General features: G+C 70.5%; 14 protein-coding genes and 1 pseudogene. 13 read left to right on the top strand and 2 right to left on the bottom strand.

Features of this window, described 5'->3' with window-relative positions; all coding sequences use genetic code 11:
• The first annotated feature begins 100 nt into the window (after positions 1-100).
• Together AQJ46_RS21970 and AQJ46_RS21965 are read left to right on the top strand one after the other, a co-directional pair.
• Positions 101-1,228, top strand: coding sequence for a ferrochelatase (locus AQJ46_RS21970; protein WP_059207203.1), 1,128 nt, complete (start codon positions 101-103; stop codon positions 1,226-1,228).
• Positions 1,229-1,236: 8 nt separating this feature from the next.
• Positions 1,237-2,052, top strand: a complete 816-nt coding sequence (locus AQJ46_RS21965) for an inositol monophosphatase family protein (protein ID WP_059207202.1) — start codon at positions 1,237-1,239, stop codon at positions 2,050-2,052.
• A 111-nt stretch (positions 2,053-2,163) separates the two neighbouring features.
• On the opposite strand, the gene AQJ46_RS56250 is transcribed toward AQJ46_RS21965, so the two are convergent.
• A complete protein-coding gene (locus AQJ46_RS56250) occupies positions 2,164-2,328 on the bottom strand; it encodes a hypothetical protein (RefSeq protein WP_167368219.1) in 165 nt (54 codons plus the stop codon).
• A 413-nt stretch (positions 2,329-2,741) separates the two neighbouring features.
• Between AQJ46_RS56250 and AQJ46_RS21960 the strand changes: the two genes are divergently transcribed.
• The 4 genes from AQJ46_RS21960 to AQJ46_RS21945 all read left to right on the top strand — a co-directional run bounded on the left by AQJ46_RS21960 (position 2,742) and on the right by AQJ46_RS21945 (position 6,250).
• Positions 2,742-3,395 carry a response regulator transcription factor gene (locus tag AQJ46_RS21960; protein ID WP_030605557.1) on the top strand — a complete coding sequence of 218 codons (654 nt, stop codon included), beginning with the start codon at positions 2,742-2,744 and terminating at the stop codon, positions 3,393-3,395.
• Between the two features lie 6 nt (positions 3,396-3,401).
• Entirely contained in the window at positions 3,402-4,640 is a 1,239-nt protein-coding gene (locus AQJ46_RS21955) for a sensor histidine kinase (RefSeq protein ID WP_059207201.1), read from the top strand.
• A 403-nt stretch (positions 4,641-5,043) separates the two neighbouring features.
• Positions 5,044-5,340 (top strand): DUF4193 domain-containing protein, encoded by a 297-nt coding sequence (locus AQJ46_RS21950; protein ID WP_005481602.1) that lies wholly within the window; start codon positions 5,044-5,046, stop codon positions 5,338-5,340.
• A 13-nt stretch (positions 5,341-5,353) separates the two neighbouring features.
• A complete protein-coding gene (locus AQJ46_RS21945) occupies positions 5,354-6,250 on the top strand; it encodes a hypothetical protein (protein WP_079072380.1) in 897 nt (298 codons plus the stop codon).
• Between the two features lie 68 nt (positions 6,251-6,318).
• Here the strand turns inward: AQJ46_RS21945 and AQJ46_RS21940 are convergent, their stop codons facing one another.
• The gene (locus tag AQJ46_RS21940) at positions 6,319-6,783 is read right to left on the bottom strand and encodes a DUF3093 domain-containing protein (RefSeq protein ID WP_059207199.1); all 465 of its coding nucleotides are present in this window, start codon (positions 6,781-6,783) and stop codon (positions 6,319-6,321) included.
• 58 nt (positions 6,784-6,841) lie between these two features.
• On the opposite strand from AQJ46_RS21940, the gene AQJ46_RS21935 reads away from it, so the two are divergent.
• From AQJ46_RS21935 to AQJ46_RS21905, 7 genes and pseudogenes are all read left to right on the top strand, one after another.
• Positions 6,842-7,426 carry a PaaI family thioesterase gene (locus AQJ46_RS21935; protein WP_057611272.1) on the top strand — a complete coding sequence of 195 codons (585 nt, stop codon included), beginning with the start codon at positions 6,842-6,844 and terminating at the stop codon, positions 7,424-7,426.
• Positions 7,423-7,974 (top strand): dUTP diphosphatase, encoded by a 552-nt coding sequence (dut, locus tag AQJ46_RS21930; RefSeq protein ID WP_057611271.1) that lies wholly within the window; start codon positions 7,423-7,425, stop codon positions 7,972-7,974. Before AQJ46_RS21935 ends, dut begins: the two co-directional genes overlap by 4 nt.
• Before the next feature lies 1 nt (position 7,975).
• Positions 7,976-8,734 (top strand): DUF3710 domain-containing protein, encoded by a 759-nt coding sequence (locus AQJ46_RS21925; protein ID WP_037710874.1) that lies wholly within the window; start codon positions 7,976-7,978, stop codon positions 8,732-8,734.
• A gap of 526 nt (positions 8,735-9,260) precedes the next feature.
• Positions 9,261-10,046: pseudogene (locus AQJ46_RS21920) on the top strand (alginate lyase family protein); the annotation flags it as partial.
• 95 nt (positions 10,047-10,141) lie between these two features.
• Positions 10,142-10,834, top strand: coding sequence for an ABC transporter ATP-binding protein (locus tag AQJ46_RS21915; RefSeq protein WP_059207198.1), 693 nt, complete (start codon positions 10,142-10,144; stop codon positions 10,832-10,834).
• Positions 10,835-11,564: 730 nt separating this feature from the next.
• Complete coding sequence (locus AQJ46_RS21910) at positions 11,565-14,126, top strand: sensor histidine kinase (RefSeq protein ID WP_059207197.1); 2,562 nt, start codon at positions 11,565-11,567, stop codon at positions 14,124-14,126.
• On the top strand, positions 14,123-14,806 hold the full coding sequence (locus tag AQJ46_RS21905) for a response regulator (protein WP_057611266.1): 684 nt from the start codon (positions 14,123-14,125) through the stop codon (positions 14,804-14,806). Before AQJ46_RS21910 ends, AQJ46_RS21905 begins: the two co-directional genes overlap by 4 nt.
• Positions 14,807-14,812: the final 6 nt, after the last annotated feature.

The following is a 14,812-nucleotide window of genomic DNA, read 5'->3' as shown; positions in this document are numbered from 1 at the left end:
CGAGTGAGGTGACCCTAACGCACCCGGCCGGACGGTCCGGGAACCCGGGTGGTCACCCCGCCGTTTCCCGGCTGTCAGCACCGGATGACAGGATCGACCCATGCGAGACGCGCTCGATGCCACCCCCTACGACGCCCTGCTCCTGCTCTCGTTCGGAGGCCCCGAGGGCCCCGACGACGTGGTCCCGTTCCTGGAGAACGTGACGCGCGGGCGTGGCATCCCCAAGGAACGCCTGAAGGAAGTCGGCCGCCACTACTTCCTGTTCGGCGGGGTCAGCCCCATCAACGACCAGAACCGCGCCCTGCTGGACGCCTTGCGCAAGGACTTCGCGGACCACGGCCTGGGCCTGCCGATCTACTGGGGCAACCGCAACTGGGCGCCCTACCTCACCGACACCCTGCGCGAGATGATCGCCGACGGCCACCGCCGCATCCTGGTCCTGGCCACCAGCGCCTACGCCTCCTACTCGGGCTGCCGCCAGTACCGCGAGAACCTCGCCGAGTCGCTGGCGGCTCTTGAGGCCGAGGGCCTGGAGCTGCCGAAGATCGACAAGCTGCGGCACTACTTCAACCACCCGGGTTTCCTGGAGCCCATGGTCGACGGGGTGATCGAGTCCCTCGCCGAGCTCCCCGAGGACGTTCGCGACGGCGCCCACATCGCCTTCTCGACCCATTCGATCCCGACCGCGTCCGCGGACACCTCCGGCCCGGTCGAGGGCCACGGTGAGGGCGGCGCCTACGTCGCACAGCACCGGGAGGTCGCCCGGCTGATCGCGGACGCCGTCCGTGAGCGCACCGGCGTCGACCACCCCTGGCAGCTCGTCTACCAGTCGCGCTCCGGCGCCCCGCACATCCCGTGGCTGGAGCCCGACATCTGCGACCACCTGGAGGAGCGCCACGGATCCGGCGTCCCGGCCGTGGTGATCGCCCCCATCGGCTTCGTCTCCGACCACATGGAGGTCCTCTACGACCTCGACACGGAGGCGAAGGCCAAGGCCGAGGAGCTGGGCCTGCCGATGCGCCGCTCGGCGACCGTCGGCGCCGACCCGCGGTTCGCCGCCGCGATCCGCGACCTGGTCCTGGAGCGGGCCGGGGTGGAGCGCGGGCAGGAGGTCACCCCCTGCGCCCTCGGCGCGCTCGGGGCCGACCACAACGTCTGTCCGGTCGGCTGCTGCCCGGCCCGTGCCGCCAGGCCCGCAGCCGCGGGCATCGACAGCCCGTACGCGTGAGGAGCCCCGTGACCGACCCCCTGCACGCGGAACTGCTTCGGCTCGCCCAGGAGGCGGCCCGTCGCGCCGGCGCCCTGCTGCGGGACGGCCGCCCGGCCGACCTCGCGGTCGCCAGGACCAAGTCCAGTCCCATCGACGTGGTGACCGAAATGGACATCGCGGCGGAGAAGCTGATCACGGACCTGGTCTCCGAGCACCGCCCGGACGACGGCTTCCTCGGCGAGGAGGGCGCCTCCACCGAGGGCACGAGCGGGATCCGCTGGGTGATCGACCCTCTCGACGGTACGGTCAACTACCTTTACGGACTGCCGACTTGGTCCGTCTCCATCGCGGCCGAGCAGGACGGCGAGACCGTCGTGGGAGTCGTCGCGGCGCCGATGCGCGGCGAGACGTATCACGCGGTACGGGGCGAGGGCGCCTGGGCCACGGGCGCATGGGAGGGGGAGCGCAGGCTGACGTGCCGCACGGCACCGCCCCTGGACCAGGCCCTGGTGTCGACGGGCTTCAACTACGTCACCAAGGTCCGCACCCACCAGGCAGAGGTGGCCCAGAAGCTGATCCCCCTGCTCCGCGACATCCGCCGCGGCGGCTCGGCGGCGGTCGACCTGTGCGACCTGGCCGCAGGCCGCCTGGACGGCTACTACGAGCGAGGCCTGAACGCCTGGGACTACGGGGCGGGCGACCTCGTCGCCCGGGAAGCGGGCGCCCTGACCGGTGGCCGCCCCGGAGAACGCCCGAACCCCGGCCTCACCGTCGCCGGCACCCCCGGGGTCTTCGAGCCCCTCCAGGAGCTCCTGGAGGGCTTCGGTGCCTGGCACGACTGACGGACCGACTCCGGACGAACACGAGGTGAACGCCTCCGGCCCCGGACGCAGCGGACCCCCGGCGCTGGATTCGCCGGGGGTCCGCTGTCGTGCCGCGAAGCCGATCAGACGCTAGACGCCGACCTCCACACCGTGTTCGGCGGCGAGGCGGCGCAGGTCGTCGAGCTCGCCCTGCTCCACCTCGACGAGGAAGTCGTCGCCCTCGTTGCGAGCCCGTGTCAGATCGGTCTCGGTCGCCCTTATGCGCTGCAGAAGTCCTGCGGTGAATGCGTCCATGCTGCGCCCCCTCGTCCTGGGTCGTGGGTCGGTGGCACGGGGGTGTGCCGTTCGGAAGGGGCGATCACGTCTCCTGTAGGTGCCCAGCGCTGCCCTGCCGGGCGGCGACGGTGCCGGACACCCACGCCCGCTCTGCGGAAGCGGATCGCGTCGTGCCGCATGGTGGTACGGCACATGCAGAGCGTGATCGCGGGGTGTAAAGCCGTCCTCCCCCCGCTCCTTCCGACGGAAACCTCAACCGCGCGAGAAAATCCCGCATTCCCGCTCTCACACCCGTCTTTCAGTTGCCGCTCACCCGTCTTACAGCCGACTTATGGCCGAAAAGGGCAGGATGGAGGCCAACACTCACCCGGCCCCCCGCCCGCGCGTGCCCGAAGCGCGCTACGCGGGTGGACACAGGAAGGACAAGCGACGTGCGCGTACTCGTCGTCGAGGACGAGCAACTGCTCGCCGATGCGGTGGCCACCGGACTGCGCCGGGAGGCCATGGCCGTCGACGTCGTGTACGACGGTGCGGCCGCCCTGGAGCGCATCGGAGTCAACGACTACGACGTGGTGGTCCTCGACCGCGACCTCCCCCTCGTCCACGGCGACGACGTCTGCCGCAAGATCGTCGAACTCGGCATGCCCACACGCGTGCTGATGCTCACGGCGTCCGGCGACGTCAGCGACCGCGTCGAGGGCCTGGAGATCGGCGCCGACGACTATCTGCCCAAGCCCTTCGCGTTCAGCGAGCTGACGGCACGCGTGCGTGCCCTCGGCCGGCGCACCAGCGTGCCGCTGCCGCCGGTCCTGGAGCGCGCCGGGATCAAGCTCGACCCCAACCGCCGCGAGGTCTTCCGCGACGGCAAGGAGGTCCAGCTCGCCCCCAAGGAGTTCGCCGTCCTGGAGGTGCTGATGCGCTCCGAGGGCGCCGTCGTCTCCGCGGAGCAGCTCCTGGAGAAGGCCTGGGACGAGAACACCGACCCCTTCACCAACGTCGTGCGGGTGACCGTGATGACCCTGCGCCGCAAGCTGGGCGAACCCGCAGTGATCGTCACCGTCCCCGGCTCCGGCTACCGGATCTGATAGCTCGTGGCCTCGACTCCCGCTCCTCCCCAGGCCCCTCCGAAGCCCACCTGGGACCCCAGGCGGCCGGCGCCGCCGCTGCCGTGGCTGCGCCCGACCATCCGCATAAGGCTCACGCTGCTGTACGGCGGCATGTTCCTGATTGCCGGCATTCTGCTGCTGTCGATCATCTATCTGCTCGCCGCGAACGCGTTGAACGTGGGGAGCAACCTGCCCTTCAAGATCGTCTCCGGCGGGGTGACCAGTGACATCTGCAAGCTGTCGGGCAGTGAGCTGCCCGCGGACGAGCTCAACCACGCGCTGAACCAGTGCGTCAACGACCAGCGCCAGCACGCCCTGGACAACCTCCTCAGCCGCTCACTGCTGGCCCTGCTCGGCCTCGCGATCATCGCCTTCGCCTTCGGCTACGCGATGGCGGGACGCGTCCTGTCGCCGCTCGGCCGGATCCTGCGCACCGCGCGCTCGGTGGCGGGCTCGGACCTCTCCCGCCGTATCGAGCTGGACGGCCCGGACGACGAGATCAAGGAACTGGCCGACACCTTCGACGACATGCTGGAGCGCCTGGAGCGGGCCTTCACGGCCCAGCAGCGCTTCGTCGGCAACGCCTCGCACGAGCTGAGAACCCCGCTGGCGATCAACCGCACGCTCCTGGAAGTGCATCTGTCGGATCCGGGGGCACCCGTGGAGCTGCAGCAGCTGGGCAAGACACTGCTGGCCACCAACGAGCGCAGTGAACAGCTCGTGGAGGGTCTGCTGCTGCTCGCCCGCAGCGACAACCAGATCGTCGAGCGCAAGCCCGTGGACCTCGCCGAGGTCGCCGAGCAGGCGGTCGACCAGGTGAACGGCGAGGCGGAGGCCAAGGGCGTGACGATCCGCGGCGACCGGAACACGGCGGTCGTCCAGGGCAACGGCGTCCTCCTTGAGCGGATCGCCCTGAACCTGGTGCAGAACGCCGTGCGCTACAACGTGCCCGAGGACGGCTGGGTCGAGGTGACCACGGAGATCCAGCACGGCCACGCGGTGCTCACGGTGTCCAACACGGGCCCCGTCGTGCCGGCGTACGAGGTCGACAATCTCTTCGAGCCGTTCAAGCGGCTGCGGGGCGCCGACCGCACCGGCAGCGACAAGGGCGTCGGGCTCGGTCTGTCCATCGTGCGGTCCGTGGCGCGGGCGCACGGCGGGCACATCACCGCTCAGCCGCGCGAAGGGGGTGGGCTCGTGATGCGAGTCACCCTTCCGGTCTGAGACCATGGCCCCGCACTGAGATCGATACACAGGGATGTTCGCTTTGCGCGGAATTTTCTGGGCACCTGAGGGACCGCCCCATGTGTGATCGATCACAAGGGAGATTTTCCGGCCATCTACTCTCCGTGATCATGCACCCTGTCGGAAAGCCGGGATAATCCGGTTTTCAGGGGTCCTGATCACGGGAAGTACACGGTGAGACGCCTTTGAAGTGCGGGATTCGGACCGTGTACGGTCCCGATCGCCATCCAACCCGATCACTCAAGAGGAGTCCGGTTGGGTGTCGATTGAGTAACAGACCTTGATGTGAGGCAAAATCTCCGCCTCGGGTCGGGCACAAGTCCGGCCTCTCACGCGTTACGTGCGCTGGAGACACCGCAGACACCCAGAGGGGGAGAGCGACATGGCTACGGATTACGACACCCCACGCAAGACCGACGACGACGTCGACTCGGACAGCCTTGAAGAGCTCAAGGCGCGTAGGAACGACAAGTCGACCTCCGCAGTGGACGTCGACGAGTTCGAGGCCGCCGAAGGCCTGGAACTGCCCGGCGCGGACCTTTCGAACGAAGAGCTGGCCGTCCGGGTACTGCCCAAGCAGCAGGACGAGTTCACCTGCATGAGCTGCTTCCTGGTGCACCACCGCAGCCAGCTGGCCCGGGAGAAGAACGGCCAGCCGATCTGCCGCGACTGCGACTGAGGGCGGGTCGGGCATGACTGGCTCGACCCCTCCTTGGAAGCGCCGCTCTCTCAGGCGGGGAGCGGACCAGGGGCCGTCCGACGGCCCTCACCGCGCGCGTGACGACGAGCGGGGCTCTTCCGAAACGGGAGCCTCGCTCGAACCGGTGGCCGACCGGGCTGACCTCCCGGCGCCGACCGATACGACCAGGACGCCCGCGCCCGTCGCCAGACGACGGGCGGCGGCGGTCCGGGACAGGGCCCGGGAAGGGGTCCGCAAGGGCGGCAGCAGGGCCAGGGCGGGCCTGGCGTACCTGGCCGACCGGATCATCGAGATCGCCCCGCGTGTCCCCGTACGGGACCTCGCGGCCCTCCGCCGCCAGTTCCCCGGCCTCGGCCCGGAGGAGCTCGCGGACAAGCTTGTCGCGGGTGCCGCGAGCGCCACGGCGACGGTCGGGGCGGGGGTCGGAGCGGCGGCGATGCTGCCCGTGCCGCCGGCGATGCCGACCGAACTGGCCGCCGAGATCACCGGCGTGGCCGCGATCGAGCTGAAGCTGATCGCCGAACTCCACGAGGTCTACGGCGTACGGCCGCCCGGGAACCTCAAGGACCGCAGCACCGCGTATCTGAACTCCTGGTCGGGGGAGCGCGGGATCGACGCGAGGAAGCCGTCGACCGTGAGCGGCGCGCTCAACAGCCAGATGAAACAGCAGCTGCGGCAGCAGATCATGAAGCGGACGATCCGCGACCTGCCGAACCTGATGCCGTTCCTGGTCGGCGCGGCCGTCGGGGCGGTCATGAACCGCCGGGACACCAGAAAGCTCGCCGAGCGGATCCGCAAGGATCTGCGCAGGATGCAGGTGCCGTGGGACGAACTGCCCCAGCTCCCGGCCCTCGAGACGCCGGTGAACCCGCTTCAGCTGGAGAAGTAAGACTTCCGTGAGACTTCGGGCTCGGCTCCACCGTCCGGACGGACGGGGTGAAGTCCTGCACGGATGTTCTAGGCGGCGGCCGTCCGGGCGGCCTTGAGCGCCTCGGCCAGCCGCTCCGGCTTCCGCGTCGACAGATACAGATACGGCGTCGGGTCGTCCGGGTCGGTGACCTCCACCTTCAGCGCCCTGGGAATGTAGGAGCGCAGCAGCAGGAAGGCGCGGGTGTCGGCCTTGTGGGTCCGCCAGGCCCGGGCCTCCTCCGGGTCCAGGATCTCCGCCTCGCCCAGCGCCGCCACCGGGATCTTCGCCTCGCCCGCGATGAGGGAGTCACCGACGACGCGGATGCGCAGCGAGCCGTAGGAGCTCGCGAGGATCGCCGCCACGGCGGTGCCGCCGACCAGGCCGCCGAGCAGCGGAAGCGTCCCGAACGGAAGCAGGATCAGCGCGAAGGCGACCCCGACCAGGAAGGAGATCAGCCACCAGGAGCGGGGGGCGGTGAGACGTTCGTCGTACGGGGCGGCGGAGGGCTGCATGGAACCAAGCTTGGCACGGTGTCCTGACAGGTCCGACGCGCGGGTAAGGTCTGCGCCTGTGAGTGGTACTTCCCCGGCTCTCAAGCCTCCCGCCGACGCGGCGCAACCTGTGCGACACCAGGACGCTCCCGCGCCCGGTGAGCTGCTCGGTGCGCACTATGGCCAGTGTTTCGGCTGTGGCGGCGAGCAGTCCCACGGGCTGCACCTGGAGGCACGGGCCGGCGAGGGGGTCTCGGTCACCGCCGAGTTCACGGTGCGAACCGCCCATCAGGGCGCTCCCGGGCTCGCGCACGGCGGGGTGCTCGCGACCGCCCTCGACGAGACCCTGGGCTCGCTCAACTGGCTGCTGCGCACCATCGCCGTGACCGGGCGCCTGGAGACCGACTTCGTACGGCCGGTGCCCGTGGGCACGGTGCTGTATCTGGAGGCCGAGGTGACGGCGGTGGCCGGGCGGAAGATCTACTCGACCGCGACCGGCCGGATCGGCGGACCCGAGGGGCCCGTGGCGGTCCGTGCCGACGCCCTGTTCGTCGAGGTCAAGGTCGACCACTTCATCGACAACGGCCGCCCGGAGGAGATCCGGGCCGCCATGGACGACCCGGACCAGGTCCGGCGTGCCCGTGCCTTCGAGGTGAACCCGTGAGCCGTGACCCGCTGAACGTGCTGATCCGGCGCGTCGACCCGGACGTACCGCTTCCGGCGTACGCGCACCCCGGTGACGCGGGGGCCGATCTGCGGACCACCGAGAGCCGTGAACTGAAGCCCGGGGAGCGGGCCGTTCTGCCCACCGGGGTGTCTGTGGCGCTGCCGGAGGGGTACGCGGCCTTCGTGCACCCTCGATCCGGTCTCGCCGCCCGCTGCGGTGTCGCTCTCGTGAATGCCCCGGGGACGGTTGATGGCGGGTACCGTGGGGAGATCAAGGTGATCGTGGTGAATCTCGACCCGCACGAGTCGGTGCGGTTCGAGCGCTTCGACCGGATTGCCCAACTCGTCGTCCAGCAGGTCGAGAGGGTCCGCTTCCAGGAGGTCGCGGAGCTTCCCGACTCGGCGCGGGCCGAGGGGGGCTTCGGGTCCACCGGCGGTCACGCCGCCGTGGGCGACGGAGGCGATACAAGCGCTGAGGCCGCCGTGGGCGGCACAACGGGTGGGAATCGATACGCTTCGGTCGTATCCGACCGGGAAGGACAGTGACGTGTTCGGACGTCGCAAGAAGAAGGGTGCCGCCGAGGACGCGGCCGGCGAGGCCGAGCAGGTCGTCGACAGCGTCGACACTGAGGCGGACGACGTAGAGCGTGAGCGCGTACGGCTGGAGCCGGAGCCGCGCCCCGACGGGCCCTGGGACGACACCGAGGTCCGTGACCCCGCCGAGGGTCGCGTGGACCTGGGCGGTCTGTTCGTGCCGGGCGTCGAAGGCATGGAGCTGCGGGTCGAGGTCGCGGGCGACGCCATCGTCGCGGCCACCGTCGTGCTGCGCGACAGCGCCATCCAGCTGCAGGCCTTCGCCGCTCCCAAGCGCGAGGGCATCTGGGGCGAGGTGCGCGAGGAGATCGGCTCCGGCATCACCCAGCAGGGCGGCATCGTCGACGAGGTCGAGGGTCCGCTGGGCTGGGAGCTGCGCGCCCAGGTGCCGGTGCAGCTGCCGGACGGCACGGGTGGTTTCCAGGTCGTGCGGTTCGTGGGTGTGGACGGTCCGCGCTGGTTCCTGCGCGGGGTGATCTCGGGCCAGGGTGCGGTGCAGCCGCAGGCGGCCGGGCTGCTCGAGCAGATCTTCCGGGACACGGTCGTGGTCCGCGGCGAGGGCCCGATGGCGCCCCGCGACCCGATCGTCCTGAAGCTGCCGAACGACGCCCAGATGGTCCCCGAGGGCGTTCAGCAGCAGGACGAGGGCTCCCGCTTCTCCGGCGGGATGGGCCAGCTGCAGCGCGGACCGGAGATCACCGAGGTCCGCTAGTCGTACGACGTCGAGGGCCGTACCCCGTGAGGGGGTGCGGCCCTGGTGCGTTCAGGCGGGCGACCCGCAGCGCAGGACAGGCGATGAGTACGGCTCGCCGTCGAGGACGGGCGCGTCGACTCTCGTCCGGCTCGGACGTCCCCGACCGCGAGCTGCTGGGCGCCGCTGCGCCCTCGTACGGCCGATGTGCGGCTCGTACTCGAACCGTTCCTGGACGCCTCACCAGATGGCGCCTGGCTCAGCGGGTTCACCCCGAACGGTCTTGGGTGACCTGGTTCCCCGCTTTCGCACCCCGGCGGCGACACGCGTCGTGCATGTGGTCCGGCCCGGGGCGGGCGGAGTTCCTGATGCGCGAGGTCTTTCGCCCGGGCCAGAGCACTCCGATGCCCCGCACCATCACTGCGGTGGTACAGGGGCGGTGACGCTCGACGCCCCGACAAGAGAACCTCGTACGCCAAGACCGTAGCGTCGACTACGAGCAAGACGCGTTCTGCAACCGCGAATTCACCCTGTCGGGTGGCCCCGCGCCTGGTCGGCGGTCATCACGCCACACCAACAGCAACGCCCCCTGCAGACGGGCTGGGCCGGCTCCTCGTGGCCCAGGGCGGCCGAGATCATCAAGTACACGTACACCGGGAGTTGGGCGAACTCCGGACGCTTCGCGACCATGCTCCGCAACGTCTATCTGGCGGAGATCATCAACGGCTCGAAGTCCAACGGGAACTGGGAGCTGTCGATGATGGAGGCGGCCGTCGGCATCTCCGTCTTCCTCGAGGACAAGTCGTCGTACGACAAGGCCGTGGCGAAGTTCCGCACCCGCACCGCGGCCTACGTCTACCTGGACTCCGACGGTGAGCTGCCGAAGACCGTGCCGAGCCAGAACCTCGACACCCGGGACAAGATCGTCAACTACTGGCAGGGGCAGTCCACCTTCGTCACCGGGCTCACCCAGGAGACCTGCCGGGACCTCACGCACACCGGGTACGGCATCTCCGCGCTCTCGCATGTCGCCGAGACGAGCCGTATCCAGGGCCTGGATCTCTACGGCACGGATGTGGGCGAGCGGCTGCGGCAGGCGCTGGGGTTCCAGGCCAGGTACGAGCTGGGGACCGCTGTGCCGGGCTGGCTGTGCGGCGGGGCGCTGAAACCCGGGCTCGGGCCGGTCACCGAGGTCGGGTACAACGCGCTGCACAAAAAACTTGGCATGGGCATGACTAATGCGCAGGCGCTGACCGAGCGGAACCGCCCGGCCGGCAGCAACAACCTCTTCGTGGCCTGGGAGACCCTCACCCACGGGGACAACCCGAGCTGAACCGTTGAAGGCCGGGCGCCGGACGGTGATACTGGCGCCCGGTTCCATGAGTTCACGGGGTTCGCGGGTTTTACGGTTTCACGGGGGAGAGCGCAATGACTCAGGTGGTCACGGAGACCATGGTGCGGGTCGAGGACATCCACAGGTCGTTCGGCGAGGGGGCCGCCGCGGTGCACGCGCTGCGCGGGGTCTCGTTCGAGGTGCCGCGCGGTGAACTCGTCGCCCTCAAGGGGCGTTCGGGATCCGGGAAGACCTCGCTCCTCAACATCGTCGGGGGGCTCGACCGGCCCGACCGGGGGCGGGTCGAGCTCGACGGGGTCGACATCGCCGGGCTGGACGAGGACGGGCTGCTGGCGCTGCGGCGGGACCGTATCGGCTTCGTCTTCCAGTCCTTCGGGCTGATCCCGATCCTCACCGCCGCGGAGAACATCGGCGTCCCGATGCGACTGCGCCGGGTGGACGCACGCGCGCGTGAGGAGCGGGTCGAGCTTTTGCTGGCCCTGGTCGGCCTCGCGGAGCACGCGAAGCAGCGCCCCGGTGAGCTCTCCGGCGGTCAGCAGCAGCGCGTCGCCATCGCCCGGGCCCTCGCGAACAACCCCTCGCTCCTCGTCGCCGACGAGCCGACGGGTCAACTGGACGCGGAGACCGGGCACGCCGTCATGGAGCTGCTGCGGGCCGTCGTACGCAGCGAGAACGTCACCGCGCTGGTGGCCACGCATGACGCGACCCTGCTGGATCTGGCGGATCGGGTGCTGGAGCTGGGGGACGGGGAGATCGTGGGTCAGTGAGCGCGCGCGTCGTGCCGGGGGGAGTTCGGCACTCGGTGGGACGTCCCGCGCCGAGGGCAAGTTTGTCGCTCTCCCCGCGGCGGCTGTTCCTGGGCTGGCGGGGCCAGACCGTGGTGCCGTGGGTGCTGGAGACAGCTGTGAGGCACCGCCGGTCGTTGCCGCGTTGACGGTCCGGCGGCACGTCCTGGCCTTCCCGCACCCTCCGCGCAGCGGTGAGCCGCAGCTGCGGCAGGCACTCGCGTGGCTCGTCGCCGCAGGACCCGGTCTTGGGGCGCTGTTCCCGGGCGTGCAGGGTCGGTGCTGCAGGCTCCGGTGCCGGGCGGGTGCTTCGGTCGGGCTTCCGTCTGAGGGTCGCGTCGGGGTTGCGTCGACGGGGGCCCGGTGTCGGCCGCGTGGCTCGGTATCGCAGGATCCCGCTCTCGGGGTGCTGTTCCCGGACGGCGCAGGGGGCAGTGACGCGGGCTCCGGTACCGGTCGGGCTTCGTCTGAGGGTCGCGTCGGGGTTGCGTCTACGGGGGCCCCGGCGTTGGCCGTGTGGCTCGGTATCGCCTGAGTCGGCCGTGGCGCTGGTCCCGGACGGTGCAGGGACTCCGGCCGGGACCTCCGTCCGAGGGGTGCGTCAGGGTTGTGTCAAAGGTGGGGGGCGCGTCGGGCCCGGGCCCCGTTGTCGGGATTGTTGGCCGTAAGGTCGGCGCTGCGTAGGCAGTAGTGAGCGGAAGACAATGGGCCCATGGGACGCGGCAGGCTTCGGATATACCTCGGTGCGGCACCGGGCGTCGGCAAGACGTACGCGATGCTGTCCGAGGCCCACCGCAGGGTCGAGCGGGGGACCGACTGTGCCGTGGGATTCGTGGAGCATCACGGGCGGCCGCGCACCGAGGTGATGCTGCACGGCCTGGAAGAGATCCCGCGCAGGGAGCTGGAGTACCGGGACGCCGTCTTCACCGAGATGGACGTCGACGCCGTCCTGCGTCGCGCCCCCGCCGTCGCCCTGGTGGACGAACTCGCCCACACCAACATTGTGGGCTCACGCAACGCCAAGCGCTGGCAGGACGTCGAGGAACTGCTGGTGGCCGGGATCGACGTGGTCTCGACCGTGAACATCCAGCACCTGGAGTCGCTCGGCGACGTCGTCGAGTCGATCACCGGCGTACGGCAGCAGGAGACGGTGCCCGACGAGTTCGTACGGCGGGCCGAACAGATCGAGCTTGTCGACATGTCGCCGCAGGCGCTGCGGCGGCGGATGGCGCACGGCAACATCTACCAGCCGGACAAGGTCGACGCGGCCCTGTCGAACTACTTCCGGCCCGGCAACCTCACCGCCCTGCGGGAGCTCGCGCTGCTGTGGGTGGCCGACCGGGTCGACGAGTACCTCAAGCAGTACCGCAGCGAGCACCGGGTCTCGAAGATCTGGGGTTCCAGGGAACGGATCGTGGTCGGGCTGACCGGCGGACCGGAGGGCCGGACGCTGATCCGGCGAGCCGCGCGCCTGGCGGAGAAGGGCGCCGGCGGCGAGGTACTCGCCGTCTACATAGCCCGCAGCGACGGTCTGACCTCCGCCTCGCCCAAGGAACTCGCCGTCCAGAGGACCCTCGTCGAAGACCTCGGAGGAACCTTTCACCATGTCGTCGGCGACGACATACCGGCCGCCCTGCTCGACTTCGCGCGGGGCGTCAACGCCACCCAGATCGTCCTCGGCTCCTCCCGCCGCAAGACCTGGCAGTACGTCTTCGGACCCGGTGTCGGCGCGACCGTGGCCCGGGAGTCCGGGCCCGACCTGGACGTGCACATCGTCACCCACGACGAGGTCGCCAAGGGGCGTGGACTGCCCGTCGCCCGGGGCGCGCGGCTCGGACGGGCCCGGATCCTGTGGGGCTGGCTGGTCGGTCTGGCGGGCCCGGCGTTCCTGACGATCCTCCTCACCACCGTCGACCTCGGCCTCGCCAACGACATGCTGCTGTTCCTGGCGGTCGTGGTGGCCGCGGCCCTGCTGGGCGGACTCTTCCCGGCACTCGCCTCGGCCGCGGTCGGCTCGCTGCTGCTGAACTACTTCTACACACCGCCCCTGCACCGCTGGACCATCGCCGACCCGAAGAACATCGTCGCCATCGTGATCTTCGTGGGCGTCGGTATCTCGGTGGCCTCCGTGGTCGACCTCGCCGCCCGCCGCACCCACCAGGCCGCCCGGCTGCGCGCCGAGTCGGAGATCCTGTCCTTCCTCGCCGGGAACGTGCTGCGCGGCGAGACCCGTCTGGAGGAGCTCCTGGAGCGCGTCCGGGAGACCTTCGGCATGGAGTCGGCGGCCCTGCTGGAACGGGCGAGCGACGTCGAGCCGTGGACCTGCGCGGGCCGGGCGGGGCTCGGACCGTCCGTGGAGCGGCCCGAGGATGCCGACGTCGACATGCCGGTGGGCGACCACATGGCGCTCGCGCTCACCGGCCGGGTGCTGCCCGCCGAGGACCGCCGGGTGCTGGCCGCCTTCGCCGCCCAAGCCGCCGTCGCCCTGGACCGTCGCAGACTCCAGGAGGAGGCCGACCGGGCCCGCACGCTCGCCGAGGGCAATCGCATCCGTACGGCGCTCCTGGCCGCCGTATCGCATGACCTGCGCACGCCTCTGGCCGGCATCAAGGCGGCCGTCTCGTCGCTCAGGTCCGACGACGTGGCGTGGTCCGAGGAGGACCGGGCCGAGCTGCTGGAGGGCATCGAGGAGGGTGCCGACCGGCTCGACCACCTCGTGGGCAACCTGCTCGACATGTCCCGCCTCCAGACCGGCACGGTCACCGCGATCATCCGGGAGATCGACGTCGACGAGGTGGTGCCGATGGCCCTCGGCGGGGTGCCCGACGACAGCGTGGAGCTGGACGTCCCGGAGACCCTGCCGATGGTCGCCGTCGATCCGGGGCTCCTGGAGCGGGCGGTGGCCAACCTGGTCGAGAACGCCGTCAAGTACAGCCCGCCCGGCACTCCCGTCCGGGTGTCCGCCAGCGCCATCGCCGACCGCGTCGAGGTACGGGTCGTCGACCGAGGCCCCGGCGTCCCGGACGAGGCCAAGGAGCGCATCTTCGCGCCCTTCCAGCGCTACGGCGACGCCCCGCGCGGTGCCGGGGTGGGACTCGGGCTCGCGGTGGCCCGGGGCTTCGCGGAGGCCATGAGCGGCACCCTCAACGCGGAGGACACGCCCGGCGGAGGCCTCACTATGGTGCTGACGCTGTGCGCGGCGGACGCGCACGCGGAGCTCCTCGACGCACCCTTCGCAGAGGCAGAAGCAGAACCCGAAAGGCAGGCCACATGACCAGAGTGCTGGTCATCGACGACGAGCCGCAGATCGTGCGCGCCCTCGTGATCAACCTCAAGGCGCGCAAGTACGAGGTCGATGCGGCGCACGACGGCGCCAGCGCGCTCAGGCTCGCCGCCGCCCGCCACCCCGACGTGGTCGTCCTCGACCTGGGTCTGCCCGACATGGACGGCGTCGAGGTGATCAAGGGGCTGCGCGGCTGGACCCGGGTGCCGATTCTCGTGCTGTCCGCCCGGCACTCCTCCGACGAGAAGGTCGAGGCGCTGGACGCGGGCGCCGACGACTACGTCACCAAGCCCTTCGGCATGGACGAGCTGCTGGCCCGCCTCCGGGCCGCCGTGCGCCGTGCGGAGCCCACCGGGGGTGACGAGGAGGAGGTCCTGGTGGAGACCGACGAGTTCACCGTCGACCTGGCCGCGAAGAAGGTCCAAAAGCATGGCAGAGACGTTCGCCTGACCCCCACGGAGTGGCACCTGCTCGAGGTACTTGTCCGCAACACCGGCCGACTCGTCGGCCAGAAACAGCTCCTCCAGGAGGTCTGGGGGCCGTCCTACGGGACGGAGACGAACTACCTGCGGGTCTACATGGCCCAGCTGAGGCGGAAGCTGGAGGCGGACCCCTCGCATCCCAAGCACTTCGTCACCGAGCCCGGCATGGGATACCGGTTCGAACGCTAGTGCTGC

This window comes from Streptomyces canus (assembly GCF_001514145.1).
GTDB lineage: Bacteria > Actinomycetota > Actinomycetes > Streptomycetales > Streptomycetaceae > Streptomyces > Streptomyces canus.
The sequence above is the reverse complement of the archived record's forward strand: the minus strand, read 5'-3'. Positions and strand labels throughout refer to the sequence as shown.

Coding starts and splice junctions, on each gene's coding strand:
- AQJ46_RS21970 (WP_059207203.1), top strand. CDS start 101: ATGCGAGACGCGCTCGATGCCACCCCCTACGACGCCCTGCTCCTGCTC.
- AQJ46_RS21905 (WP_057611266.1), top strand. CDS start 14,123: ATGACCAGAGTGCTGGTCATCGACGACGAGCCGCAGATCGTGCGCGCC.
- AQJ46_RS21940 (WP_059207199.1), bottom strand. CDS start 6,783: ATGCAGCCCTCCGCCGCCCCGTACGACGAACGTCTCACCGCCCCCCGC.
- AQJ46_RS21950 (WP_005481602.1), top strand. CDS start 5,044: ATGGCTACGGATTACGACACCCCACGCAAGACCGACGACGACGTCGAC.
- AQJ46_RS21945 (WP_079072380.1), top strand. CDS start 5,354: ATGACTGGCTCGACCCCTCCTTGGAAGCGCCGCTCTCTCAGGCGGGGA.
- AQJ46_RS21915 (WP_059207198.1), top strand. CDS start 10,142: ATGACTCAGGTGGTCACGGAGACCATGGTGCGGGTCGAGGACATCCAC.
- AQJ46_RS56250 (WP_167368219.1), bottom strand. CDS start 2,328: ATGGACGCATTCACCGCAGGACTTCTGCAGCGCATAAGGGCGACCGAG.
- AQJ46_RS21910 (WP_059207197.1), top strand. CDS start 11,565: ATGGGACGCGGCAGGCTTCGGATATACCTCGGTGCGGCACCGGGCGTC.